This window comes from Telluria sp. ZB4P34 (assembly GCF_059686055.1).
Window position 1 is genome coordinate 292,536 of record NZ_JCASIF010000003.1, and the last position, 25,472, is coordinate 318,007.

Annotated in this window: 14 protein-coding genes; 8 read left to right on the plus strand and 6 right to left on the minus strand. The window is 69.1% G+C overall.

Going from position 1 to position 25,472, the window contains the following annotated elements; all coding sequences use genetic code 11:
* Positions 1 to 103 precede the first annotated feature (103 nt).
* Positions 104 to 2,920 (plus strand): PAS domain S-box protein, encoded by a 2,817-nt coding sequence (locus AC56KL_RS08225; RefSeq protein WP_497179667.1) that lies wholly within the window; start codon positions 104 to 106, stop codon positions 2,918 to 2,920.
* A gap of 82 nt (positions 2,921 to 3,002) precedes the next feature.
* Here AC56KL_RS08225 and AC56KL_RS08230 read toward each other — a convergent pair whose 3' ends face one another.
* Positions 3,003 to 3,650: a glutathione S-transferase family protein gene (locus tag AC56KL_RS08230; protein ID WP_497179668.1), complete on the minus strand. Its 648-nt coding sequence runs from the start codon at positions 3,648 to 3,650 to the stop codon at positions 3,003 to 3,005.
* Positions 3,651 to 3,760: 110 nt separating this feature from the next.
* On the opposite strand from AC56KL_RS08230, the gene AC56KL_RS08235 reads away from it, so the two are divergent.
* Positions 3,761 to 4,807: a helix-turn-helix transcriptional regulator gene (locus tag AC56KL_RS08235; RefSeq protein WP_497179669.1), complete on the plus strand. Its 1,047-nt coding sequence runs from the start codon at positions 3,761 to 3,763 to the stop codon at positions 4,805 to 4,807.
* An 81-nt stretch (positions 4,808 to 4,888) separates the two neighbouring features.
* Here the strand turns inward: AC56KL_RS08235 and AC56KL_RS08240 are convergent, their stop codons facing one another.
* The 3 genes from AC56KL_RS08240 to AC56KL_RS08250 form a co-directional block, all read right to left on the minus strand.
* Positions 4,889 to 6,709, minus strand: a complete 1,821-nt coding sequence (locus tag AC56KL_RS08240) for a DUF885 domain-containing protein (RefSeq protein ID WP_497179670.1) — start codon at positions 6,707 to 6,709, stop codon at positions 4,889 to 4,891.
* 15 nt (positions 6,710 to 6,724) lie between these two features.
* Positions 6,725 to 7,861, minus strand: coding sequence for a branched-chain amino acid ABC transporter substrate-binding protein (locus tag AC56KL_RS08245; RefSeq protein ID WP_497179671.1), 1,137 nt, complete (start codon positions 7,859 to 7,861; stop codon positions 6,725 to 6,727).
* 204 nt (positions 7,862 to 8,065) lie between these two features.
* Complete coding sequence (locus AC56KL_RS08250) at positions 8,066 to 8,551, minus strand: Lrp/AsnC family transcriptional regulator (RefSeq protein ID WP_497179672.1); 486 nt, start codon at positions 8,549 to 8,551, stop codon at positions 8,066 to 8,068.
* A 148-nt stretch (positions 8,552 to 8,699) separates the two neighbouring features.
* Here AC56KL_RS08250 and AC56KL_RS08255 point away from each other — a divergent pair, with 148 nt between their 5' ends.
* The 3 genes from AC56KL_RS08255 to AC56KL_RS08265 all read left to right on the plus strand — a co-directional run bounded on the left by AC56KL_RS08255 (position 8,700) and on the right by AC56KL_RS08265 (position 19,825).
* Positions 8,700 to 10,670 carry an aminotransferase class V-fold PLP-dependent enzyme gene (locus tag AC56KL_RS08255; protein WP_497179673.1) on the plus strand — a complete coding sequence of 657 codons (1,971 nt, stop codon included), beginning with the start codon at positions 8,700 to 8,702 and terminating at the stop codon, positions 10,668 to 10,670.
* Positions 10,671 to 10,859: 189 nt separating this feature from the next.
* A complete protein-coding gene (locus AC56KL_RS08260) occupies positions 10,860 to 18,962 on the plus strand; it encodes a GH36-type glycosyl hydrolase domain-containing protein (RefSeq protein ID WP_497179674.1) in 8,103 nt (2,700 codons plus the stop codon).
* 5 nt (positions 18,963 to 18,967) lie between these two features.
* A complete protein-coding gene (locus AC56KL_RS08265; RefSeq protein WP_497179675.1) occupies positions 18,968 to 19,825 on the plus strand; it encodes an outer envelope protein in 858 nt (285 codons plus the stop codon).
* On the opposite strand, the gene AC56KL_RS08270 is transcribed toward AC56KL_RS08265, so the two are convergent.
* Positions 19,826 to 20,110, minus strand: coding sequence for a response regulator (locus AC56KL_RS08270; protein WP_497179676.1), 285 nt, complete (start codon positions 20,108 to 20,110; stop codon positions 19,826 to 19,828).
* 23 nt (positions 20,111 to 20,133) lie between these two features.
* On the opposite strand from AC56KL_RS08270, the gene AC56KL_RS08275 reads away from it, so the two are divergent.
* Both AC56KL_RS08275 and AC56KL_RS08280 read left to right on the plus strand, forming a co-directional pair.
* A complete protein-coding gene (locus tag AC56KL_RS08275) occupies positions 20,134 to 20,784 on the plus strand; it encodes a response regulator (RefSeq protein WP_497179677.1) in 651 nt (216 codons plus the stop codon).
* Between the two features lie 309 nt (positions 20,785 to 21,093).
* The gene (locus tag AC56KL_RS08280) at positions 21,094 to 22,734 is read left to right on the plus strand and encodes a CehA/McbA family metallohydrolase (RefSeq protein WP_497179678.1); all 1,641 of its coding nucleotides are present in this window, start codon (positions 21,094 to 21,096) and stop codon (positions 22,732 to 22,734) included.
* A 122-nt stretch (positions 22,735 to 22,856) separates the two neighbouring features.
* On the opposite strand, the gene AC56KL_RS08285 is transcribed toward AC56KL_RS08280, so the two are convergent.
* Complete coding sequence (locus AC56KL_RS08285) at positions 22,857 to 23,432, minus strand: TMEM165/GDT1 family protein (protein WP_497179679.1); 576 nt, start codon at positions 23,430 to 23,432, stop codon at positions 22,857 to 22,859.
* Between the two features lie 173 nt (positions 23,433 to 23,605).
* On the opposite strand from AC56KL_RS08285, the gene AC56KL_RS08290 reads away from it, so the two are divergent.
* Complete coding sequence (locus tag AC56KL_RS08290; RefSeq protein ID WP_497179680.1) at positions 23,606 to 25,459, plus strand: M1 family metallopeptidase; 1,854 nt, start codon at positions 23,606 to 23,608, stop codon at positions 25,457 to 25,459.
* The last annotated feature ends 13 nt before the right edge of the window (positions 25,460 to 25,472 follow it).

Sequence of the window (25,472 nt, forward strand, 5' to 3'; positions counted from 1 at the left end):
CACGCTGGCACGATGTCGCTTGCACGACGGGTTTGAATTGTTTGTGTGTCAACGACCATGACAAAGTAGAATCGCTGTTTCGACCCGGCCCCGACCATTGAAGATGTCTACCGATAACCTGAATTTCCTGAACGGCGGCGGCAAGACCGCGGAACTGATTCGTGTTTATCCATGGGAGCGGACGGCATTGGGGCCGATCGCGGCATGGCCGGGCGTCCTCAAGACGACCGTCGGCGCCATCCTCCGCTCACCGGTCCCCATCGTCAGCTTGTGGGGGGCGGATGGCTGGATGATCTATAACGATGCGTATTCAGGCTTCGCCGGCGGGCGCCATCCACGCTTGCTTGGCTCGAAGGTGCGCGAGGGATGGCCGGAGGTCGCTGATTTCAACGACCATGTCATGCGGGTCGTGCTGGAAGGCGAGACGCTCAGCTATGTCGACCAGGAACTCACGCTGCATCGTAGCGGCGTGCCCGAGCAGGTCTGGATGAACCTGGACTATTCTCCGATCATCGAGGAGAACGGCGGGATCGTCGGGGTGCTGGCCGTCGTCGTCGAAACCACGTTGAAGGTGAAAACCGAAGCGGCGCTGCGCGAGAGCGAGGCGAAATTCCGCACCTTTGCGCAGGCCATGCCCCATCATGTGTGGACGGCGCCGGCCGATGGCCAGCTCGACTGGTTCAACCAGCGTGTGTATGAGTACTCGGGCATGCGCGAAGGCGAGCTCGATGGCGAAGCCTGGGCCGGCATCATCCACCCGGACGATCTTCCCGCTGTCGTCGCGCGCTGGTCGGCATCGCTCGCCAGCGGAGCCGAGTACGAAGTGGAGTTCCGTATCCGCCGGCACGACGGCGCTTACCGCTGGCACCTGGTGCGCGGTGTACCCATGCGCAACGAGCAGGGCCAGGTGGTCCGCTGGATCGGCAGTAACACCGACATCGAAGAGCAGAAAACGACGGCCCAGGCCCTGGCGGACCTGAACGCGACGCTCGAAGAGCAGATCTCGGTACGCACCGCCGAGCGCGACCGTATTTGGCGCCTGTCGAAAGACATCATGCTCATCGCCGACTTCGACGCGAAGCTGGTTGCCGTCAGTCCGGCGTTCACGGCCACCCTGGGCTGGCGCGAGGCCGACGTGGTCGGGACCTCCTTCCTCGACCTGGTGCATCCCGACGACGTGCAGCCGACCGTCGACCAGGTCGGTTCCCTGAGCAGCGGCGCCCACGTGTTCCGCTTCGAGAACCGCTACCGCCGCATGGACGGAAGGTATTGCACGCTTTCCTGGACCGCTGTCCCGGATACCGATCTCATCCACGCCATCGGCCGCGACATCACGGCGGAGCTGCAACAGGCCGACGCCATGCGCCAGACCGAGGCGGCGCTGCAGCAGGCACAAAAGATGGAGACGATCGGCAAGCTGACTGGCGGTGTGGCGCACGACTTCAACAACCTCCTGCAAGTCATTTCCGGCAACCTGCAGCTGATGGCGACGGAGGTGAGCGCGCTGCCGGCTGTGCGCCGCCGCGTGGAAAATGCGCTTGCCGGCGTCGAACGGGGCGCCAAGCTGGCGAGTTCCCTGCTGTCGTTTGCGCGCAAGCAGCCGCTCGAGCCGAAGGTGATCAAGGTCGGCCGCCTGATGACGGGCATGGAAGACATGTTGCGGCGTAGCCTGGGCGAGGAAGTCGAGATGGAAACCGTCGTCTCGGGCGGCCTGTGGAGTACGTCGGTCGACATTGCCCAGCTCGAAAATGCGATCCTGAACCTGGCCATCAATGCGCGTGACGCCATGGATGGCCGCGGCAGGCTGACCATCGAAGTCAACAACGCCTTGCTCGATGCCGCGTATTGCGCGACCCATCCCGACGTGGCGCCGGGCCAGTACGTGGCGATCGCCGTCAGCGACACGGGCAGCGGCATGACGCCCGACGTGATGCGCCAGGCCTTCGAGCCCTTCTTCTCGACCAAGGCGGAGGGCAAGGGGACCGGCCTCGGGCTGTCCATGGTGTATGGACTGGTCAAGCAATCCGGCGGCCACATCAAGATCTACAGCGAGGTCGGCGAAGGCACGACGGTCAAGCTCTACCTGCCGCGTTCGCGCGATGCCGAAGACAGCTACGTCGCTTTGGAGGCGCAACCGGTCGTGGGCGGCAGCGAGACGGTGCTGGTGGCCGAGGACGACGACGCCGTGCGCGCGACCGCCGTCGACATGCTGACGACGCTGGGCTACCGCGTGCTCAAGGCCAACGATGCCAGCGCCGCCCTGACGGTCATCGACAGCGGCGTGCACATCGACCTGCTGTTCACCGACGTCGTCATGCCGGGTCCCCTGCGCAGCCCGGAACTTGCGCGCAAGGCGAAAGAGCGTTTGCCGACGCTGGCCGTGCTGTTCACGTCGGGCTATACGGAGAATGCGATCGTGCATGGCGGACGCCTCGATCCGGGGGTTGAACTGATCGGCAAGCCGTACACCAAGGAGAGCCTGGCCAGGAAGATCCGGCACGTGCTGGCCAACGAAAAGCAGCGGCAGGCCGCCATGCCGGCCGGGCTTGCGCCGGAGCCGCCGTCGCCGGCGGCGACGGAACGCAAGGTGCTGCTGGTGGAAGACGATGCCGACATCCGCAACAACACGCGCGACATGCTTGAATTCCTGGGATACGGCGTCATCGCCGTCGGCAGCGGCGAAGAGGCGCTGGAACAGCTGGCGCCCGATATCCAGGTCCTGATCGCCGACCGGCAGCTGCCCGGCATTCAGGGCGACGACCTGGTGCAGCTGGCAAAGGCCCGCTTCCCGCAACTCCGTGTGCTGCTTGCGAGCGGCTTTGGCGGTGCAAGGGACCTGGCAGGCATCGAAACGCTGCCCAAGCCGTATTCCCTGGATCAGCTGCGGGCAAGCCTCCATTCTGTTGCAGCGGCGGGCTGAAGGCGGTCAGGCGAAAGCGCCCGCAGTATCGTGGGCGCCGAAGCGATGCACGGCCGCGCTTGGCCGCCGTGCATCGTCTTTCCTAGCCCGGCGCCAGCGCCGCCTCGTGCTCGGCAATCAAGGCGTTGTCGCGTTCCGCCACGCGCCTGGACGCCGGACGCGCAGCAAGGCGCTCCGCATAGTCGACCAGTGCCGGCAGGCGCGGGACCCCGGCGAAGGCCATGCTCCAGCCCAGCGCCGATCCCCATAGCACGTCGGCAGCCGACATGGTCTCGCCGAGCAGGTAGGGTGAGCGCTGCAGCTGGGCGTCGATCACGCCGAGCATGGCGTCGAAATCTCCGTAGGGCGAACTCATGGCAGGAGCCGGCTCGCGTTGCATGAACCGGTCCGCCAGCGCCGGCTCGAAGCAGGCCGCATAGTAGACGAGCCAGCGCAGGTAGGCGCCGCGGCGCGGATCGTCGAGCGACGGCGCCAGGCCCGCTTCGGGAAAGCGGTCGGCCAGGTGGATGAAGATCGCCACCTGCTCGGGTACCACCGTGTCACCATCGATGATGGCGGGCACCTTGCCCAAGGGGTTCACGGCCAGGTAGGCGGGCTGGCGCTGTTCGCCGGCCTTCATGTTCAGGACCCGCAGCTCGTATGGGGCGCCGAGTTCCTCGAGCAGGCTGAAGGTGCTCGAGGCGCGCGTGTGCGGTGAATGGAAGAAGGTGATGTTGCGTTGGGTGCTCATGGTATGCCTTGATGGATGGTTGATGTCGGGAGGCCGATCCGCGGTCGACTGAGAGCATGGTAGGCCGGTCAAGCTGACATCTCCTGTCAGGTATGCGCTACACTGGAACGATGCGCGCCAGCCGACTCCTGTTCATCCTCACGACGCTGCAGGCGCGCGGCCGCGCGAGCGCGCGTGCGCTGGCCGACGAGTACGGGGTGTCGCTGCGCACCATTTACCGCGACGTCGACGCCCTGAGCGCCGCCGGCATTCCGATCTACAGCGAGCGCGGCAACCAGGGCGGGTACCGCTTGCTGGACGGCTACCGCACGCGCCTGAACGGTATGTCGGCGCTGGAAGCCGAAGCCCTGTTCCTGAGCGGCTTGTCCGGGCAGGCGGCCGAACTCGGCCTGGATGCGGCCTGCGCCAGTGCCAAGGACAAGCTGCTGGCCGCACTGCCGGCCGAGGTGCGCGAAGGCGCGGGCCGGATGCGCCTGCGCTTCCACCTCGACGTACCCGGCTGGTTCGAAGCGAGCGAACGGCCCGTCTGCCTGCCGCAGCTGGCGCAAGCCGTCTGGGGCGAGCGGCCGGTGCGGATCCGCTACCGCAGCTGGACGGCCGAGAAGGAGCGCCTGCTGGACCCGCTCGGCATCGTGCTCAAGGGCGGGGCCTGGTACCTGGTCGCCAGGAGCGGCGCCAGCGTGCGCACCTATCGCGTCTCGCGCATCCTCGAACTGCAGCTGCTCGACGGCCGCATCGACCGCAGCGAGGATTTCGACCTGCCGGCCTACTGGGCCGAGAGCGCACGCCGCTTCGAGCAGGAGCAGCATCCGGAGCGGGCTACGCTTCGGCTATCGCCCTGGGCCTTCCAGATGACGGAAGCCTTCCTGCCGCCATTCGCGCTCGCCCACGCGGTGATCGGCGAAGCCGGGCCGGACGGGTGGCGCACCGTCACCGTTCCCGTCGGACCGCTCCGCTATGCCGCCCATGAGCTGCTGCGCTTCGGCGCCGATGCGGAAGTGCTTGCGCCGGAAGCGCTGCGTGTCCACGTCGGCCGCATTAGCGCTGCGCTGGCGCAGCGGTACGGGATGATGCACGGCGCAGGCGCAGGCGCCGGCGATGGCGGCAGCGACAGCACCTCGGTGGAAGATATCGCGCAGGAAGCGTGTGGGTACTGAGGCCGTACATTGATGTCGTGACCAGGGTCCGGGCATAAAAAACCGGGGCGTACCCCGGTTCCATCGCTAGCCAGGCAGCATTCACTTCGCCCCGGCAATCCAGCGATCGACTTTCGCCTCCAGCACCGCCAATGGCAGCGTGCCTTCGCCCAGCACGATCTCGTGGAATTTCGGCAGGCTGAACCTGTCGCCCAGCGCGTCCTGCGCGCGCTTGCGCAGCTCCATGATCTTCAGCGAACCGATCTTGTAGCCCAGCGCCTGTCCCGGCCACACCATGTAGCGCTCGATCTGCGCGCGCGCTTCAAGCTCCGAATAGCCCAGCGTCTCCTGGAAGTACTTGATGGCTTGCGAACGGCTCCAGCCTTTCGCATGCAGTCCGGTATCCACCACCAGGCGCGCCGCACGCAGCATTTCGTCGTTCAGGTGGCCGAAGTAATCTTCCGGCTTCTCGAACAGGCCCATCTCCTTGCCGAGCGTCTCGGCATACAGCGCCCAGCCCTCGGTGAAGGCATTGTTGCCGCCGAACTTGCGGAAGTTCGGCAGGCCCAGTTCCTGCACCAGCGCGATGTGGAAGTGGTGGCCCGGCTGGCCTTCGTGCAGGTAGAGCGTGACCATGCCGGTGCTGCCGTACTGCTTCGGGTCGTTCACCACCGACCAGAACACGCCCGGGCGCGAGCCGTCCGCGGCCGGCGGGGTGTAGTGGTCCGAGGCCGTCGCGCGCGACAGTTCCGGTTCCAGGCGCAGGTCGAGCGGCGCCTTCGGCATCAGGGTGAACAGCGCCGGCAGCTTGGTGCGCACCTTGGCGTCGAGCTCGCGGTACACGTCGATCACCTGCTGGTCCGAGGTAAAAGGCTTGAACTTCGGCTGTTCCGACACCCAGCGCGGCAGGCCGGCCGGCGGGCCGGTGTAGCCCATCTTCGGGCCGGTGACGGCGTATTCGCCCTGGATGCGCGCCACTTCCTTCAGGCCGATCTCGTGGATCTGCGCCGGCGTGAGGTTCGTCGTGGTCATGGCCGCGGCGCGCGCGGCATACCAGGCGGCGCCGCCCGGCAGCGCATTCCAGCCGGCGCTGGTGCGCGTCTTCGGCAGGTAGTCCTTCTCGAGGTAGGTCGCCAGGCGCTTGAGCGCGGGATTGAGCTTGTTGGCGATCGTCTTGCGGTAGGCCCGCGCCAGGCTGCGCTTGTCGCTTGCCGTGAACCTGGCCGGCATGTTCCTGATCGGCGTGTAGAAGATGCTGTCCTCGGTCTTGCTTGCGACCAGCTGCTTGAACTGGGGCAGGGCGGACTGCATCGGCTCGCGCGGCTGCACCACGCCGCGCCGCACGCCTTCGCGCATGTTGGTGATCGACTGGTCGATGTGCGGCACCAGCTGGGCCAGGCGGCTCAGGTAGGCGCGGTAGTCGCGCACCGTGTTGAGCGGCTGGGCGCCCTGGCCGCCGGCGTAGTTCGCCAGGATCACCGGCATGCTGATCATCTGGTCGATCGGGATCAGGTGTTCCGGGAAAGGCGCCAGGCGCAGCGCGCTGTCCAGCTCGAACTTGAGGATGTCGTAGCTGGTCTGGTCACGGCTGCCCAGCCGCTCGCGCGGGATGCTGGACAAGCGCTTGAGGTAGCTGCGGTACCGCGCGAACTGCTGCTCGCGCAGCTTGGGCGAGATCGACAGGCCCAGCTTGTCGTTGAAGCGGCTGTCGCCGTTCTCGGTGGCCCACACCGGCTCGAAGCGGGCCAGCGATTCGTAGTATTCGTCGGCCAGCGCGCCCAGCTGGCGGCTTTCCGCGATGGCGGCGGCGGACGCCGGCTTGGGCGCGCCGACCTGGGCGGCGGCCGCCGGACCGCAGGCGAGCAGCGCCGCGGCAGCCAACGCGGCGGTGGCGGACCAGGCCAGTTTACAGCATGCTTTCATGGTGTTCCTTGTGGATCAATAGCTCGCCAGCGGCGTCAGGGCGCCATTCCTGAAGGTGTACACGGTGACCGTGGTCTTCTTCAGGTTGCCCTTCGGGTCATAGCCATAGGTGCCGACCACGCCCTGGTAGCTGATGCTGTGCATGGCCGCGCCGACCTTGGCGGCATCGACCGAATTGGCCGTCTTCATGGCCTGGGCGATGAACTTGGTCTGGTCGTAGAACGAGGGCGCATACACGTCCGGGTCGCGCTTGAAGCGCGCCTTGTAGGCGTTGATGAAGGCCGGGCCGCCCGGCTGCCTGGCGACGATGGCGCCGGCCTGGGCGCAGCGCACGTTCTCGCCGACAGCGGCGCCCCCGAGCTTGGCCATTTCCGGGCTGCACAGGGTGTCGCCGCCCAACAGCGGCACGTTCAGGCCGAGCGCCTTCATCTGGCGCGCCATCGGCGCGGCCTGCGGCGCATAGCCGCCGAAGAACACCGCGTCCACGCGCTTGGCCTTCAGGGCGGTAAGGATGGCGGCGAAGTCGCTCGCCTTGTCGTTGGTGTATTCGTGGCCGGCGATCTTGATGCCGTTGGCTTGCGCCTGGCGCTTGAACTCCATCGCGATGCCCTGGCCGAAGGCGCCGCGGTCGTCGATGACGCCGACGTTCTTGAGCTTGAGTTCCTTGGCCGCGTAGGCCGCCACCGAGCCGCCCACCTGGGTATCGCTGGCGACGATGCGGAACACGGTCGGGTAGCCGCTTGCCGTGATCTTGGGGTTGGTGCCGACGGTCGACATCAGGATGCCGTTGTCGTTGTAGACGCGCGAAGCGGGGATCGCCACGCCCGAGTTGTACGGGCCGAGCACGAATTTCACCTTGGCGTCGGCGAACTTCTGCGCCACGGTGACGCCCTGTTTCGGGTCGCCCCCGTCGTCTTCGGACTGCAGCTCGAAGCGCAGCGTATTGCCGCCGACCTGGATCTTCTGTGCGTTGAGTTCTTCGACGGCGAGGCGTACGCCGTTCTCGTTGTCCTTGCCGGCGAAGGCATTCGCGCCCGACAGCGGGCCGCTGACGCCGATTTTGACAACCTGTTCGGCGGCGTTGGCGCCGGTGGCGTGGAGCGCGAGCAGCGTGGCCAGCGCCAGCGGCGCCATGAGCAGTGTGGATGGCATTCCCTGAGTCTCCGTTGTATTCGAACGGACGCCATCATGACACGAAAGGCGCGCATGAAACACCCCCATGGCTGCGTCGCACCGTCTTGCCCTGGGGGCGCTTGCAACACCCCTGTCTGCGTTGCACCGTCTTGCCGGACTAGCGTACTGTCTGCGACGATGCGCCTTGCCCTGGGGGCGTTTCAAGCGCCCCATATAAAGTGGTCAGGCAGGCATCCCGTGCGCGATCAATTCCAGCGGCAGCGCGGTGGAGTACTTGATCTGCTCCATCGAGAATGCCGACGACACGCCGGTGAGGCGCGCGGCCTTGATCAGCTTCTTGTAGAAGCGGTCATAGCCTGCGATGTCGGTGGTGACGACCTTGAGCAGGTAGTCCACGTCGCCGCTCATGCGGTGGAATTCCATCACCTCGGGCAGCGCCTGCACGGCCGATGCGAAGCGCTCCAGCCATTTTTCATCGTGCTCGCTGGTGCGCACGCTGACAAACACGGTCACCGGCAGGCCCACCTTCTCGCGGTTGACGATGCTGACCCGGCTTTCGATGTAGCCCTCTTCCTCGAGGCGCTTGACGCGCTTCCAGCAGGGCGTGCTGGAGAGGCCGACCTTTTCGCTGAGGCCGGAAATGGAGAGTGTCGCATCTGCCTGCAATGCGGCAAGAATAGCGCAATCAAACTTGTCGAGAGAGTTCATTTTCCCTATATCGGTATATCGAGAATGAATATGCCATTGCCGCGCCATAAAGCGGACAAATTAGGATGCCTTCACTGACGTGACTCATTAACATACTCATCAACAATAACACGATCCGCAGCAGCAACACCTTTTTGTAATTATTCTTATGAGCACTGAACTTTACCTTGACGCAAACGCCACTTCACCGGTCCTGCCGGCGGCCATCGAGGCGGCATTGGTGGCGATGCAGGAATGCTTCGGCAACCCGAGCAGCAGCCATGCCTGCGGCCTGCGCGCCAAGGCGCTGCTGGACGCCACGCGCGCCCGGGCGCGCCGGGTGCTGGGCGCCGCCAGCGGCAGGGTCATGTTCACGAGCGGAGCGACCGAAGGCATCCAGACCGCTGTGCTCTCGGCCCTGTGCGCGCTGCGCGAGCGGCGCCGCCGCAGTGAAGCCTGCGGCAACTTGCTGGTCTACGGCGCCACCGAGCACAAGGCCGTGCCGGAAAGCCTGGCGCACTGGAACCGCCTGCTCGGAACCAACCTGGAACTGCGCGCGCTGCCGGTCGACGGCGATGGCCGCCACCGGCTCGACGTGCTGCAGGAGCTGGCGCCGCGCGCCGCTTTCGTGTGCACCATGGCCGCGAACAACGAAACCGGGGTCGTGTCCGACCTGGACGGCATCGCACGAGTACTAGCCGAGACCGGCAGCCCGGCCCTGTGGATGGTCGACTGCGTGCAGGCCCTCGGCAAGCTGCCGCTCGGCCTGGACGCCACCCGCATCGACTATGCGCCGTTTTCCGGCCACAAGCTGTATGCGCCGAAGGGCGTCGGCCTGCTCTATGTGCGCGAAGGCGCCCCGTACACGCCCCTGATGTGCGGCGGCGGCCAGGAGGCTGGGCAGCGCTCCGGCACCGAGAACATGGCCGGCATCGCCGCTTTCGGCGCTGTGCTCCAGGCGCTGGAGGAGGGCGCGACCTTCCGCACCCGCGCCCAGCTGCAGGCTGGCCGCGACCGCCTCGCGGCCAGCCTGCGCGAAGCCTTTCCCGCCCTGGTGTTCAACGCGCCGCTCGAGCATTCGCTGCCGACCACGCTGAATTTCTCGGTGCCGGGCATGAGCAGCAAGGAGTTGCTGGACCTGTTCGACGCCGCCGGCGTGCGTGTCAGCGCGGGGTCGGCCTGCTCGGCCGCCAAGGCGGCGCCCAGCTATGTGCTGGATGCGATGGGCGTCCCCTTGGTGCGCAGCGCGTCGGCCGTGCGCCTGTCCTTCGGCCCGCTGGCGGATGACGCCTTCATCGACGCCGCCTGCGCGCGCATCCTGGCCTGCGGCCGCGCGCTCGCCAAGCCCGCGCCGGCGGCGCGCCTGCAACAGGTCGAGTCCTGCGGCGCCAGCGGCTGGCTGCTGTTCGACGACGCCGGCCGTCATTGCATCGCGATCGACCCTCCGGCCACGCTGGCGCCGCGTATCGCGGCCGACCTGCGCGCGCGCGATTGCCGCCTGCTGGCCTGCTTCGACACGAGCCATGGGGCCGGCGGGGCCGACGCCCTGTGCGATCTGTTCGGCACTTCGCCTGGCTGGCCGGGCGGCGCGCAGCAGCTGCGGCTGGCCGGCGGCGGTACGGCCGGCGCCATCGCCATGGGCGATGACGTATTGGCCAGGTGCGGCGACGCCTACCTGCTGGGACGGTGCGAGGACGGCGTGCTGGCGGAAGACGCGGTGCGCTTCGTGTTCGGCGCCATCCCGGACGGTGCCGGCTTCGGCGCCGCCCTGTGTTGCCACCGGCTCGGCGAACCGGCCGTGTCGCGCCCGGGCGCCGAGCCCTTGCCCGAGGACGGCATCGACCTCGATGCGACCACGGCTGCCGCCTACCTGGAAGCCCATCCGGACGCGCTGCTGGTCGACGTGCGCGAGTTGCCGGAACACGCTGTCGCCGGCGCACAGCTGCACGGGCGCACGGCGCACAACGTGCCGCTGTCGCAGCTCGCCGGCCAGGCTGCGCAGTGGCTGCGCGGCGAACCGCGTCCGCTGGTGTTCGTCTGCCGCAGCGGCAACCGCAGCGCGCGCGCCGCGCGCCTGCTGCGCCGCCTCGGCCATGCCCGTGCCTGGCACGTGGCCGGCGGGCTCGCCTTGGCCGGCTGAGCAGGCGGCCGATCTGCTTCGGCACAGGCGCCATCTCGCGCCTGTGTACGCCACCGCACAGTAGCTGCCGCCGGGTTCTTCTAGCATGACGAAGGCCGTGCGCGCCCTGCGTTTCCCTCCCCGCCGACCTGCCCCGGGCGCCCCGCGCGCCAGCAGTCGACAGCGCGCGCCTCTGTGTCGAGGTCCCTGTTGAAGCAAGAAAAGAATCCGAAGGCCGACTCCCCCGCCCTCGCCAGTGACGGCGCCCCCGGCCTGCGCGCGCGGCTTGCCCCCCTGGGCGCCGGGCTGGACGCCGCATGCGAGGCGCTCGACCGCGCGCGGCGGGGCGGCAGCGCGCTTCCGCCGGGCGCCGCCATCGTCCTCGACAACTTGCCCCAGATCGACGCCAACCTGCGCCAGGCGCGCGGCCAGCTCATGCACGACCGCGGCGTGCTGCCGGTGCACGCGCCAGGCGGCGAGGCGCGCATCCTCGTGCTGGCGCGCGACGCCGGCAGCCGCGACGGCGGGCGCATCGAGCACGCGGGCCTGGCGCGCTTCCTGGCCGACTGCCAGCAGGACGCACCCTTGCAACTGGCCGAGTTGCGCCTGTTCCCCGCGGCGCTGCGCCTGGCGCTGCTCGACGGCTTGCGCGAGATCGCCGTGCGCAGCACCCGTGCCTGCGAAGAGCGCCTGCTTGCCGCCGACTGGGCCGGCAGGATGCTCGACACCGCCGCGCATCGTTCCGGCGACCTGGTGCTGCTGGTGGCCGACATGGCGCGCGCCGTGCAGCCCCTGGGCAGCAGTTTCGTGGCGGAGCTCGCGCGCCGCCTGCAAGGGCAGGGCGGCCAGGTGGCGCAGGCCCTGGCCTGGATCGATGCGCGCCTGCTCGACGACGGCTCCAGCATCGGGCAGAAGGTGCAGCTGGAGCGCGACATCCTGGCGGCCGACGGCGCGCGCGCGGCGCACATCGCGGCCAGCCTGCGCCTGCTCGGCGGCATCGACTGGCGCGCGCTGCAGGAAAGCGCCAGCAGCGTGGAGCCGCTGCTGCGCGCCGACCCGGAGGGCAGCTACCTGCGCATGGACGGCGCCACGCGCGACGGCTACCGGCTGGCCATCGAACGGCTGGCGCGCCGCAGCAGGCGTCCGGAGGCCGATGTGGCGCAGGAAGCCCTGGCCCTGGCCGGCGTGCACCGCGCGCCTGGCGAAGGAGGGCTCGACGCGCGCCGCCGCCACATCGGCTACTACCTGGCCGGCCCCGGCGTCGCGGCGCTCGAGGCGCGCCTGCAGCCGAAGCCCGGAATGGCGGCGCGCTTGCGGCGGCGCCTGCGCCATGCTCCGCTGGCGGCGCAGATCGCCGGGACCGTGCTGCTGACGCTGCTGTTCGCCGCCGCCGTCGTGCTGTGCGCGCGCCGCGAGGGCGCCGGCCCGTTTCTTCAGGTCGTCACCGGCCTGCTCGCGGTGGTAGGCGGCAGCGCGCTGGCGCGTACGCTGGTCGACATGATGGCGGGCTGGCTGGCGCCGCCGGCACCGCTTGCGCGCATGGATTTCGGCGACGGCATCCCGGCCGGCGCCCAGACCCTGGTGGCGGTGTCCGCGCGCCTGGCCGACGCCGCCCAGGTCGACGCCCTGTGCCGCGACCTGGAGGTGCGCTACCTCGCCAACCGCGACCCGCACCTGCGCTTTTGCCTGCTGGCCGACCTGCACGATGCGCAGCTTGAGTCGATGCCGGGCGACGAGGCGCTGGTCGCGCATGCGGTGGCCGCTATCGACGCGCTCAACCGCCGCCATGCGTACCGGCACGCCTTCGCCGGCGTCGACGACGAAGGGCGGCCCGCCCCCGATTGGCGCCGGGTCGAACCCTTCCTGCTGCTGCAACGCCCGCGCACGTGGAACGAAGGCGAGCACGAATGGATCGGCCGCGGGCGGCGCCGCGGCCAGCTGGCCGACCTGAATGCCATGCTGGCCGGGACCGGACGCGCCCATTTCGCCGCCGTGGCCGGCAATACCGCGGGACTGGCGGAAATGCGCTACGTGATCGCGCTCGATGCCGCCACCGACCTGCCGCGCGATGCGGCGCGCCGCCTGGCCGGCGCGATGGCGCACCCGCTCAACCAGCCGGCGCTGGACGCGAGCGGCGCCCGGGTGGCCGAAGGCCACGCCATGCTGCGTCCCGGCGTCGGCGGCGCGCTGCCGGACCCGCACGCCTGCCGCTACCAGCGGCTGTGGAGCGAGGGCCGCGGCACCTGGGCCGCCCGCGGCGCCGGGCGCGACTGCGAAGCGCACGGCATGTTTGGCTGGTCCGCCATCTACGATGTCGACGCCGTCGGAAGGGTGTTGTGCGGCCGCCTGCCGGAGGACGCGCAAGCCAGCCCGGGGCTGGTCGACGAGGGCTGCCTGCATGCGATCGGCGACTGCGACGTGCGGCTCGAGGAAGCCATTCCGGGCAGCTATGGCGAGCACGCGGTGCGCCGCCACCGCGCGGTGCGCGCGGCTTGGCAGGTGGCGGGCTGGGTGCGTGGCCGTGTCAAGGGAAAAGCCGGCGCGCTTGACGCCAACCCGATGCTCCCGGGCGCGCGCTGGCAGCTGTTCGACGCCCTGCGCGACAGCCTGGTGGCGCCGGCCCTGTTGACGCTGCTGGTGCTGTGCTGGGCCACGCTGGCGGCGCCCGCGTTCTGGATCGCGACCGTGCTGTCGGTATTCTTCCTGCCGGCCCTGCTTGGCAGCCTGGTGGCGCTGGTCGACCGCCCGCACGATGCGCCCTGGCGCCAGCACCTCGACAGCTGGGCGCGCGGCGCGCGCGTGCCCCTGGTGCGGGCCGCCCTCGCGACCAGCTTCCTGCCGCACGCCGCCTGGTGCCAGCTCGACGCCGTGGTGCGGGCCGTGTGGCGCCGCCACGTGTCGCGCCGCCGTCAACTGGAATGGCGCTCGCCGAAACTGGCGCGTTCCGCGCGCGTCGTCGCGAATAATTTGCTCACGATGTGGTTCGCGCCGACGCTGGCGGTGGCCACCGCCGTGCTGCTGACCTTTGCCAACCCCTATTCCCTGTTCACGGCGGCGCCGCTGCTGCTGGTGTGGTTCCTGTCGCCGCTGCTGGCCTGGTGGACCAGCCTGCCGGTGCGCGCGCAGCCGCCGCGCCTGACGGCGGCGCGCCAGGCATTCCTCGAGCGCCTGGCGCGCCGCAGCTGGCGCTACTTCGAAGAGCATGCCGGCCCGGCCAGCAACTGGCTGCCGCTGGAAGGCGTACAGGAGCATCCGCATCCGCTGGCCGATGCGCGCAGCACGCCCGGCGGCATCGCCATCTGCCTGCTGTCCACCCTGGCGGCACGCGACTTCGGCTTCGTGCCGCCGGGCGAGCTGCTGCGCCGCCTGGACGGTGCGCTGGCCTCGATGGCGCTGCTGGAACGCTGGAACGGCCATTTCATGGCCGCCTACGACAACGCCACCCTGGCGCCGGTGGAGCCGGCCTTCGTGTCGACCCGCGACAGCGGCTGGCTGGCCCTCGGCCTGCGCCTGCTGGCCGCCGGCCTGGACGAACTGCCGGATGCGCCGATCGCCGGGCCGCGCGACCTGGACGGCATCCGCGCCGCCCTGCAGGTGGTGGACGAGCTGGCGCAGGGCCAGCCGCACGGGGTGCGCGAACTGGTAGCGGCCGTGTGGGCCGCCGTCGACCCGCAGCGCTGCCGCGCGGCCGACACCTTGCCCGGCCTGTGGGAGTGCCTGCGCCGCGTCAGCACCGACGCCGACGCATTGGAGCAAGGCCTGCCTCGACAGGCCGATTCCGCCCTGCGCGACTGGAGCGCGCGCCTGGCCGCGCAGTGCCGCGTCATGCAGGACGCCCTGCTGGCGCTGGCGCCGTGGATGCGCGCGGAACAGGAATTCGTGCTCGAAGCAAGCCTCACGCGCATCCCGACACTGCGCGAGCTGGCCGGCCTCGCGGCGCCGGCTGGCGCCCACCATGGCCTGGCGCGCATGGTGCGCGACGGGCGCCAGCATGCGCAAGGCTTGCTGGCCGATGCCGGCCGGCTGGCGGCGCAGGCGCGCGGCCTGGCCGCCATGGATTTCGCCGCGCTGCTGGACGCGGAAACGGATCTGCTGGCCGCAGGCTGCCACGTGCGTGAAGAGCGTCTCGACACGGACAGCTGCGACCTGCTGGCGTCGGAAGCGCGCATGGCCAGCTACCTGGCGGTGGCGCAGGGCCAGCTCCCACAGCGCCACTGGTGGGTGCTCGGCCGGCCGGTGCGCATCGCCGGGCCCGAGCAGCTGCTGCTGTCGCGCAGCGGCGCACTGTCGGACTACCTGGCGCCCCAGCTCCTGATGCCGTCCTGGCGCGACACCCTGCTCGACCACGCCGGCCGCGCCGCCATCCGCGCGCAGGCGGCGCACGGGGCCCGCCACGACATGCCCTGGGGCTTTTCGGAATCGAGCTGCAACGCGGTCGATGCCCAGCTGCGCTTCCAGACCGGGCGCTTCGGCATCCCCGCCGCCGCCCTCGGCCGCGATGGGGACGGCGAGCTGGTCGCCGCGCCCTATGCGGCGATGCTGGCGCTGCCGCTGGCCCCGGCGCCGGCGCTGGCCAACCTGCAGCGCATGGCGCGCGAAGGACTGGCCTGCGACGACGGCTTCTTCGACGCGGTCGACCATACTGCGGGCCGGCTGCCGCATGGCGAACGGCGCCACGTGGTGCGCGCCGTGATTGCGCGCCACCAGGGCATGGGCCTGCTCGCGCTGCTGCAACTGCTGCACGACGCGCCGATGCAGCGCCGCTTCTGCGCCGACCCCGAACTGCGCGCGGCGCAGCCGCTGCTGCAGGAAGCCATGCCTGCGTGCGGCGCCTCCGCTCCTGCGCCTTACGAGCCCCCCTCGGGAGCGGCGGCGGCCGGCGCGGCCCACGGGCGCGTCATCGACGGAGCCGGCGAGGCCGGCGCCATGCCGGAAATACAGTTGCTGTCCAACGGCAGCTACCACCTCATGGTGAACAGCGACGGCGCCAGCCGCAGCCTGTGGGCGGGCTTGCCGCTCACGCGCTGGCAGGTCGACCCGCTCGGGGCGCGGGGCGGCCTGGCCTGCGTGCTGCGCGATACGGCGTCCGGCGAGCTGTGGCCGGCCGCCCTGGCGCCGCTGGCCGGCGCGCCGGAGCGCTACGAGGCCGTGTTCGCCGAGGGCCGCGCGAGCTTCCTGCGCGAGGAGCGCGGCCTGGCGTTCGTGAGCGACGTGGTGGTGGCGCCCGAGGACGACGTCGAGCTGCGCCGCATCCGCATCCGCAACACCGGCGCGGCGCCGCGCACGCTGGAGGTCACGGGGCATGTGGTGCTGGAGGCCGGCGGCCCGGACCTGGCGGTGCGCATCGACGCGCCGTCCTGTGCGCTGCTGTGCTCCCTGGGGACGGGCGCCCCGGCCGTGTTCTTCCAGATGGCGGTGCGCGCCGACGCCGGCGCGCCGCTGTTCAGCAGCGCCTGCCAGGATCCCGCCGGTCCGCTGCCGCCAGTGAACGAGGCGCCGCACATGTCCGCGCTGGCGATTCGCCGCAGCATCACGCTGGCGCCCGGCCAGGAAAGCACCGTCGACCTGGCGCTGGGCGCCGCCGCGATGATCGCCGACGCGCGCCGGCTGGCGGCCCGCTACGCCGAAGCGCAGGCCGTGGCGCAGGCAATCGAGGCGGCGTGGACGCACGGCCAGGCCTTCCTGCGTGCGTCTGGCCTCAGCGAAGCGCAGGCCCAGCTCTACAATCGCCTGGCAGGCTGCCTGCTCGACCCGGTGGCCGGCCTGCGTGCCGACGCCGGCGTCATCGAACGCAACGTGCGCGGCCGCGCCGCGCTGCGCGCCTACGGCGTGGACGGCATCCGGCCGCTGCTGGTGCTGCAGCCCGGCTCCCCGCAGACAGGCTCGGATGGCGGCCTGGCGCGCGAGGTGCTGCAGGCCCACGCCTATTGGCAGGCGCGCGGCTTCGAGGCCGAGCTGCTGGTGCTGTGCGAGAGCCGGGAGGTCCGCGACGAGCTGGCGGGACTCGTACCGGAAGCGGCCGAGGACATCCACCTGCATCTGCTGGCCGAGCTGCCGCAGGAAGACCGCATCCTGCTGCGCGCGGCGGCGCACGTACTGCTGCAGGAGGAACGCGGCAGCCTCGCCGACCAGCTGCGCCGCGCGGCGCCGGCCCTGCCTGCGCTGCCGCCACCGTTCGTGCGGACCGAAGCCCCGCCATGGACGGCCGACCCGGCGCCGGTTCTGGAAGAGATGCTCCAGCATGACGACGGCGGGCGCGGTTTCTCGCAGGACGGCCGGGAAGCCGTCATCCGCAGCGGCGGCAATGCGCAGTCTCCCTGGTGCAATCCGCTGGCCAATGGCGGCTTCGGGTCCGTCGTGCCGCAGACCGGTCCTGGAAGCACCTGGTGCGGCCGGCGCCGGCTGCGCCTGACGGCTGAGGAGGGCGAAGCCTTCTACCTGCGCGACGAGGATAGCGGCGCCGCCTGGTCGCCCACGCCGTGGCCGATGCCCTCCGGCGAGCCCTACCTGACGCGCCACGGCTTCGGCTACACGCTGTTCGAGCACGCGGCGCACGGCATCCGCTCCGAGCTGCGCTGCTTCGTGGCGCCCGAGGCGCCGCTCAAGTATGCGGTGCTGCGCCTGCACAATGCGTCCAGCGCCGTGCGCCGCCTGTCGGTAACCGGCTACGTGCGCTGGTGGATGGACGAAGCGGAGGTCGCGTCCGGCTTGCAGGTCGTCAGCACGGTGGACGTGGCCAGCGGCGCGCTGCTGGCGCGCAATGCCTTCGGCGCCGGCTTCGGCGAGCGGGTCGGCTTCTTCCACGTGGATGCGCCGCAGCCTTCCTATACCGCCGACCGGCGCGAGTTCGTCGGCCGCCACCGCAGCCTGGCCCTTCCGGCCGCGCTGGAGCAAAGCAGCCTGGCGGGCAGCCTGGGCGCGGCGCTCGACCCGTGCGCCGCCCTGCAGTGCAGGGTCGAGCTGCAGCCGGGCGCCGCGACCGAGCTGGTGTTCCTGCTCGGCGTGGCCGGACCGGACAGCCTGGCGGCCAGCCGCACCGTGCAGCAGCACGGGGGCGCCAGGGGCGCGGCGCTGGCCCTGCGCCAGGTGCACGCCTACTGGGACGAGTTGCTCGGCAGCCTGCGCGTGGCCACGCCCGACCCTGGCTTCGACCTGTTCGCCAATGGCTGGCTGCCCTACGGTGCGGTGGCCTGGGCCATGGGCGACACGCCGGCCGGGCAGTTGCAGGGCGCGCTGGCGGCGCTGCACGGCAGCCCGGCCACGCTGCGCGCCGCGCTGCTGCGGGCGGCGCGCGCGGACATCGGCGCCGCAGGCAGCCCGGTGGAAGACTTCCTGTGGCTGCCGTATGCACTGCACCGCTATGTGAGCGCCACGGGTGACTATGGCGTGCTGCGCGAACCGGCCGGGGGCGACCCGTCGAGCGGCACCCGGCTGGCGCGCGACGACCTGTACCAGTACTGCGTGCACGGCCTGCGCGGCTGCCTGCGCTTCGGGCTGCACGGCATGCCGCTGCACGATGCCCACATGCACGAGGATGAAGAGGAACTCGACGCCAGGGGCGAAAGCGTGGGCCTGGCCTTCCTGCTGGCCGTGGTGCTGCAGCGCTTTGCCGAGGTCGCCGACCGCCGCGCCGATTTCGGCTTCGCCACCACCTGCCGCGGCGCCGCGCTGGCGCTCAAGGCGCAGGCCGAGGAATACGGCTGGAATGGCGACGCCTATGGGAAGGGGAACCCGGACCCGGCCACCCAGGCCTGGGCCGCCATGGCCGGCGCCCGCGCGGACCGGGTCGGGGCGGTGTTGGGTGCGTTTCACGAGCAGGGCATGGCCGACGGGCGCGCAGCGGCCTGGGCCGGGTTGGCCCTGGCCGGCGTGGGCGCCGCCACCCGCGCCTGGGAGCTGGCCGCCGCGCTCAATCCGCTGCGCGCGCAGGGCGGCGCGGCACGCGTGCGCTGTACCGGCGCGCCTTGCTTCATGATGGATGGCGTCGACGCCGCCCCAGTGGCCGGCTGGACCCAGGTGCTGCTCACCGACGCCCTGCTCGGCCTGCGCCACACGGTCGACCGCCTGGCGCTGGCGCCGCTCCTGCCGGCCGGCTGGGACAGCCTGCGCTTCCGTTACCGCGTCGGGCGCACGCGCTACGCGGTGACGGTGCTGCCGGCCACGGTGGGCGAGCTGCTCGTGCTCGACGGCGCGCCGCAGGCGGGCAATGCGATCGAGCTCGTCGACGACGGGCGCGAGCACACGGTGGAACTGTATGTGGAACGCCGGCCGGAAGACGCGCGCGCCGGCCATGGGAACAACCAGCCAGGATGATCGAGATGACCAGGAAACTCACCGCGGCGGCCTGCGCCGCCCTGCTGTGCTGCGCCGCGCCGGCCGGGGCGGTGGACTGGAGCGACAACGCCATCAGCTACCGCTACGGCACCCGCTTCGCCGAGCCCTTCAACCCTGGGCACATCAAGAAGCACATCGTGGCCTTTACCCACGCCAGCGGCTACAAGTACGGCAGTAATTACCTCAACCTGGATGTGCTGAAGTCCGACCGCGCCGACCCGCGCAATCCAGGCAGCGACAGCGGCGCGCGGGAAGCCTACCTGCTGTACCGCCACACGCTCGACATCGGCGCGCTGCACGGCTCCGAGATCCGCTTCGGCCGGGTAAAAGGCCTGGGGCTGACCTTCGGCTTCGACGTCAACCACAAGGACGATGTCGGCTACAACTCGCGCAAGCGCATGCTGGTGGCCGGCCCGACCATGATGTGGGACGTGCCGGGCTTCCTCAACACCAGTATCCTGTGGCTGCGCGAATCGAATGCGCCGAGCGGGCCCTTCCCGCCGATCGCCAACGTGCGCGGGCGCCATACCTACGACACGCACCCGATGTTCGGCGCCAGCTGGGGCATCCCGGTGAATGAACACTGGTCCTTCGAAGGCTTCCTGAACTTCATCGCCGAAAAGGGGCTGGACGAGACCGGCAACCCGACCAGTGCCGAGACCAACCTCGACATGGCGCTCATGGTCGACATCGGCCCGCGCCTTGGCTATGCGAAGAAGAAGATCCGGGTGGGCGTCGGCTACCAGTTCTGGAACAACAAGTTCGGCAATGCGCGCCGGACCACGGGCGGGGCGGGACAGCGCGCCAGCACGCCGATGGTGCGGGCGGACTTCCATTTCTGATCAATGCTGGCCGGCAGGCGGCATGTCCCGAACCTGGTCCTGCTGGATCACATCGTCCAGTACTTCCTGCAGTGCGGCCAAGTTAAAGGGCTTGGGCAGGAATGCGGGCCTGATGTCGAGGTCTTCCGCCGCCGGAGCGCCGAAGCCGGACGAGAAGATGATCTTCATGTCGTAGGCACGCTCCCGCACTGTCCGTACAAGGGCGAGTCCGGACATGCCGGGCAGTGAATGGTCGGTCAGCAGGACATCGAACTGCCGGTCCGCCAGCAGATCGAGGGCCCACACGTATCAGCATTGCCGACAACGGAGTGGGCATCGAGCCGGACCTGCTTCCGCGGGTGTTTGACTTGTTCACGCAAGCAGAACGCACGGCAGACCGGGCACAAGGCGGGTTGGGCCTCGGCCTGACACTGGTCAGGAGCATCGTTGAACTCCACGGCGGCGGGGTCCAGGTCGCGAGCGAAGGCCCTGGCAGGGGGAGCAGTTTCGTCATTACCCTACCGTTGCTGTCTACGGAGGATCAAACACAGGACGGCACGCCGGCACTTGAACCCGCGCACGAAGGCGCCGGACTTCGCGTGCTCATTGTGGACGATAACCTGGATGCCGGCGCTATGTTGGCCTACATGTTTGAAGCGGTCGGGTACCTGGTACGCGTAGAGGAAGATGCGGCCGGCGCGCTTCGGGCTGTGCAAGAGTTCGATGTCGATGTATTCATACTGGACATTGGGCTCCCTGACATGAATGGCTATGAACTGGCGCGTCGCCTGCGCGCCAATGCATGTACCGCAAACACCACCATCATCGCCCTGACCGGCTACGGCCAGCAACAGAATCGCGCATTATCCGATTCTGCCGGTTTTGACTATCACTTCGTCAAGCCGGCTGACCATCAGGAATTGCTGCGCATTCTTTCTTGCCTGTCGACTAACCGAAAGGGACTGGTCAAGGAAAATTAGCCTTAGTCCTGGTCTGGGACCCTCATTTTTAATAGGCCGATTTTAGGTCGAACGTGGACGCCAGCGCTCATGCATCGTGACGGTTCCATTCGTCCATCGCTCGATCGCCGGCACGAACACTCCCTGTACTGCATGATGATTTTCCAGGCATGACATGGCGGTGCGCACGCGCATCAACGGCATACGCAACTGTGCGCATGAATAGCACCGATGGTGGGCGTTGAATATGCTCAATGCCGTGAGCAAAATTACAACGTAATGGCCGGCCAGGCTCAAGGTAGAACGTGGTGCAATTGTCAAAATTGCATTATGAAAACCACACTCCTTGCCCCCACTATCCGTGCGCTGCTGCTGGCCCTGTGCTGCAGCAGCGCTGTCGCGGCACCTGCCGAGCACAAGGAATTCGAAGCCACCCTGCACGCGCCGTTCAAGGCCATGCAGGATGCGCATCGCACCTTCAACTTGAACTTCAGCTACCCCGGACTCGACCAACCCGCGGCCGTCTACTGGAAGCTGGAACTGGTCGATTCGCGCGGACGTGTCGTCCGGCGCTGGCGCGGCAGCAGCGCCATCCATGACCAGGACGTCCCCGTGCAGGTCGCCTGGGACGGACACCTCGGCGGACGGCCGGCGCCGGCCGGCCTGTACCGGGTGCGCATGCGCGCCGTCCTGCGCGGCGTGCCGCACGACGAGCATGGCGCCGTCGTGCAGGAATGGCAGATCGCGGTCGGCCCCACGGCAGGGCAGCGCCTGCCGCGTTTCGCCCCCTTGCCAGGGGCGCGCGCGGCTGGCGCGGCAAGCGCCGCGATGGCGCCGGCAACGGCCTCGCTCCCCTACACGGTCTATCTCGCCAACCTGCACAGCCAGAGCAACCATAGCGACGGCGGCGCCGCCCTCGACCAATGCAAGGGCGCGCAGGACCCGCTCAAGGCCAGATACGGTCCCGAAGCGGCCTTCGCCTATGCCCGGGGCCACGGCCTCGACATCCTGGCAGTGTCGGAGCACAACCACATGTACGACGGCTCGGACGGCACCAACGCGGACGCCGACCCGGCCAAGGCCAGGGAGCTGTACAAGGCCGGCCTGGCCAGCGCGGCCGCCTTCAACGCCACCAAGCCTGGCTTCCTGGCGCTGTACGGCATGGAGTGGGGCGTCATCAACAACGGCGGCCACGTCAACATCTTCAACAGCGACGAGTTGCTGGGCTGGGAAACCAACGCCCTGGGTGAACTGCTGGCCGACACCTTCAGCCCGCGCAGCGACTATGGCGCCCTCTACACCCTGATGCGCCAGCGCGGCTGGGTGGGACAGTTCAACCATCCGTCGCACAGCGGCCAGTTCAAGGTGAACGGCGTGCCGCTCGCCTACACGCCCGATGGCGACGAGGCGATGGCCCTGTGCGAGGTGATGAACAGCACCGCCTTCTCGACCAACGACACCGAGACCGAAACCCGGCGCAGCAACTTCGAGCAGGCCTGCAACCGGCTGCTGGAGGCGGGCTACCACCTGGCCTTCAGCACCAACCAGGACAACCACTGCGCCAACTGGGGCGCTTCCTTCAGCAACCGCACCGGCATCCTGCTGCCCACAGGGACGGCGCTCACGCGCGACAGCTTCATCGAGGCGCTCAAGGCGCGGCGCGTGTTCGCCACCATGGACAAGGGCTCGCAGCTGGTCCTCACCGCGAACGGCAGGCTGATGGGCGAGCGCTTCACCAACCGCGGGCCGCTTACCTTGAACGCACACTTCGCCTCCAGTGCGGGCAAGCAGGTGGCGGCGGTGGCGATCATGGCGGGTGTGCCGGGGCGCAACGGCACCGTTACGGAGGTGTCGAACCTGGCCACCAGCACCTTCACGCCGGCGCCGGGCAGGCATTTTTATTATGCCCGGGTGACGCAGGAGGACGGGAACGTGCTGTGGTCGGCGCCGGTGTGGGTCACGCAGGAGTAGGGGGGGCTGGTCCAGTGGACCAGATCACGCTTCGCCGACCGCGCGTTCAACGTCGGCATGAGCAGACGCGAAGGCAATTCAAGGTTTGGTTGAACGCGCGGTCGGCGAAGCCGACCACCCTACTAAAACCCGAGTGATTCACCGGCCCCGAGCAAGGTCGCGATGCCCAGCACCGCAAAGATCAGCGCCGCCAGTCCGTGCACGAGCCTGAGCGGCACGCGGTTGGCGACCCGTTCGCCGAAGTACACGGCCGGCACGTTCGCCAGCATCATGCCGAAGGTAGTGCCGGCAACGATCGCGGCCATCGACTCGTAGCGCGCCGCCAGGGCCACGGTGGCCACCTGGGTCTTGTCGCCCATCTCGGCAATGAAAAAGGCGAGCAGGGTGGTCACAAAAACGCCGTAGCGCGCCAGCGGCACCTCGTCCTCACTCACCTCGTCGGGAATCATGGTCCATGCGGCCATGGCGAGGAAGGACAGGCCCAGCACCCAGCGCATCGTATTGGCGCCCAGCAGTTCGCTCACCAGGGCGCCGACGGCGGCGGCAAAGGCATGGTTGAAGGCCGTGGCCACGAAAATACCGAACACGATCGGCAGGGGGCGGCGAAAGCGGGCGGCGAGGAGGAAGGCCAGCAACTGGGTCTTGTCGCCGATCTCGGCAAGTCCCACGATGCCGGTCGATACGAGGAAGGCGTCCATGAAGCGGCGGGTACGGCAAAGGCAAGGGGAGCGATCATAGCAGAGTCGGGTGTCCATACGGCGCAGCCCAGCGCCGCGTCCGGTCTTTTCCGCCACCGGTGAAGATGCTATGCTGCCTGCGCCCCAGCCCTGTCTGGGCTGTTCGAATCGGCGTCACCCTTCCACGAGAGACCATGAAGACAAGCACCCTGCTGCGCGCCTCGGCCTGCGCCTTTATCTGCCAGTGGAGCGCCTATGCGTTCGCACTCGATCCCCTCAGCTACGCCAAATACGACCAGGTCAAGACCACGGCCCTGCACCTGGACCTGAAGGCCGACTTCACCCGCAAGACACTGGCCGGCTACGCCGACCTCACCCTGAACTGGATCGACAAGAAAGCCGCGACGCTGGATCTCGATACCCGCGAACTGTCGATCTCGAAGATCGAGGCGCAGGACGCCAAGGGCGCCTGGCGCCCCGTCAAGTACACCCTCGACAAGGCAGACGCGGAGAAGGGCCAGGCGCTGCGCATCGCGCTGCCCGGCCAGCCGGCCAAGGTGCGCATCCACTACCAGACCGCGCCCACGGCGCCGGCGCTGCAGTGGCTCACGCCGAAGCAGACCATGTCGGGCAAGTACCCGTTCATGTTCAGCCAGTCGCAGCCGATCAACGCGCGCTCCTTCATCCCGGTGCAGGACACCCCGGCGGTGCGCTTCACCTATACCGCGCGCATCCAGGCGCCGGAAGGCATGCGCGTCGTGATGAGCGCCGACAACGACCCGAAAGCCACGGGCAAGGGCGGCTGGAACTTCACCATGCCGCAGCCGGTGCCGTCCTACCTGGTGGCGATCGGCATCGGCGAGCTGGAAGCGCGCACGCTGGGCGGCCGTACCGGCGTCTATGCCGAGCCGCAGCGCATCAAGGCCGCCGAGTACGAACTGGCCGATACCGAGAAGATGGTGGCCGCGGCCGAGTCGCTGTATGGCCCTTATCGCTGGGGACGCTACGACATGCTGGTGCTGCCGCCGTCCTTCCCGATCGGCGGCATGGAGAACCCGCGCCTCACCTTCCTGACCCCGACCATGATCGCGGGCGACCGCAGCCTGGTGGACCTGGTCTCGCACGAGCTGGCGCATAGCTGGTCGGGCAACCTGGTGACCAACGCCTCGTGGAAGCACTGGTGGCTCAACGAAGGCTTTACCACCTACGTCACCACCCGCATCCTGGAGAAGATGTATGGCGAGGAAGTGGCGACCATGAACCTGCAGCTCGAGCAGGAAGAGGCGCTCGACTCGCTCAAGGATATCCCGAAAGAGAAGCAGGCTCTCGTCACGCGCCACCCGGACACGAGTTCCCAGCACTACACCGACGAAGGCCTGGCCTATCCGAAGGGCGCCTGGTTCCTGCGCACCCTCGAGCAGCGCGCCGGCCGCGCCGCCTTCGATCCTTTCCTGCGCAGCTGGTTCGACCAGCACGCCTTCCAGAGCGTGACCACCGAGCAGTTCGTGGCCTTCCTGCGCGCCAACCTGCTGGCCAGGAACCCGAAGATCATGAGCGACGCCGAACTCGATGAGTGGCTGTACGGTCCAGGCATCCCGGCCAGCGCCAGGAAGGCCGTCTCGACCCGCCTGGCGAAGCTGAACGACACCACGGCGCGCTGGCTCAAGGGCGACATCAAGACCGCGCAGCTGCCTGCCAGGCAGTGGAATGCCGCCGAGTGGATGAAGTTCCTCAACGACATCGACAACAAGGCGAATGCCGCCAGGCTGGAAGAGCTGGACAAGGCCTACGGCTTGGCCAGGACCGGCAACAACGAAGTGGCCTTCCGCTTCTACCGCGCCGCGGTGCACGCCGGCTACCGCGGCATCCGCCCGAACCTGGAAGCCTTCCTGATGAGCGTAGGCCGCCAGAAGTTCGTGGTGCCGCTGTACGGCGCGCTGCGTGCGAATGCCGAAGACCGTGCCTGGGCCGAGCGCGTCTACAAGGCGGCGCGCGAACGCTATCACCCGGAGACGCAGGGCAGCGTCGACAAGCAGATGAACAAATAAATAGATAGGGGAC

Bases quoted from the DNA above. Each gene is read 5' to 3' on its own strand.
- AC56KL_RS08230 (WP_497179668.1), bottom strand. From the start codon at position 3,650: ATGAGCACCCAACGCAACATCACCTTCTTCCATTCACCGCACACGCGC.
- AC56KL_RS08235 (WP_497179669.1), top strand. From the start codon at position 3,761: ATGCGCGCCAGCCGACTCCTGTTCATCCTCACGACGCTGCAGGCGCGC.
- AC56KL_RS08225 (WP_497179667.1), top strand. From the start codon at position 104: ATGTCTACCGATAACCTGAATTTCCTGAACGGCGGCGGCAAGACCGCG.
- AC56KL_RS08250 (WP_497179672.1), bottom strand. From the start codon at position 8,551: ATGAACTCTCTCGACAAGTTTGATTGCGCTATTCTTGCCGCATTGCAG.
- AC56KL_RS08290 (WP_497179680.1), top strand. From the start codon at position 23,606: ATGAAGACAAGCACCCTGCTGCGCGCCTCGGCCTGCGCCTTTATCTGC.
- AC56KL_RS08245 (WP_497179671.1), bottom strand. From the start codon at position 7,861: ATGCCATCCACACTGCTCATGGCGCCGCTGGCGCTGGCCACGCTGCTC.
- AC56KL_RS08280 (WP_497179678.1), top strand. From the start codon at position 21,094: ATGAAAACCACACTCCTTGCCCCCACTATCCGTGCGCTGCTGCTGGCC.
- AC56KL_RS08265 (WP_497179675.1), top strand. From the start codon at position 18,968: ATGACCAGGAAACTCACCGCGGCGGCCTGCGCCGCCCTGCTGTGCTGC.
- AC56KL_RS08255 (WP_497179673.1), top strand. From the start codon at position 8,700: ATGAGCACTGAACTTTACCTTGACGCAAACGCCACTTCACCGGTCCTG.
- AC56KL_RS08240 (WP_497179670.1), bottom strand. From the start codon at position 6,709: ATGAAAGCATGCTGTAAACTGGCCTGGTCCGCCACCGCCGCGTTGGCT.
- AC56KL_RS08285 (WP_497179679.1), bottom strand. From the start codon at position 23,432: ATGGACGCCTTCCTCGTATCGACCGGCATCGTGGGACTTGCCGAGATC.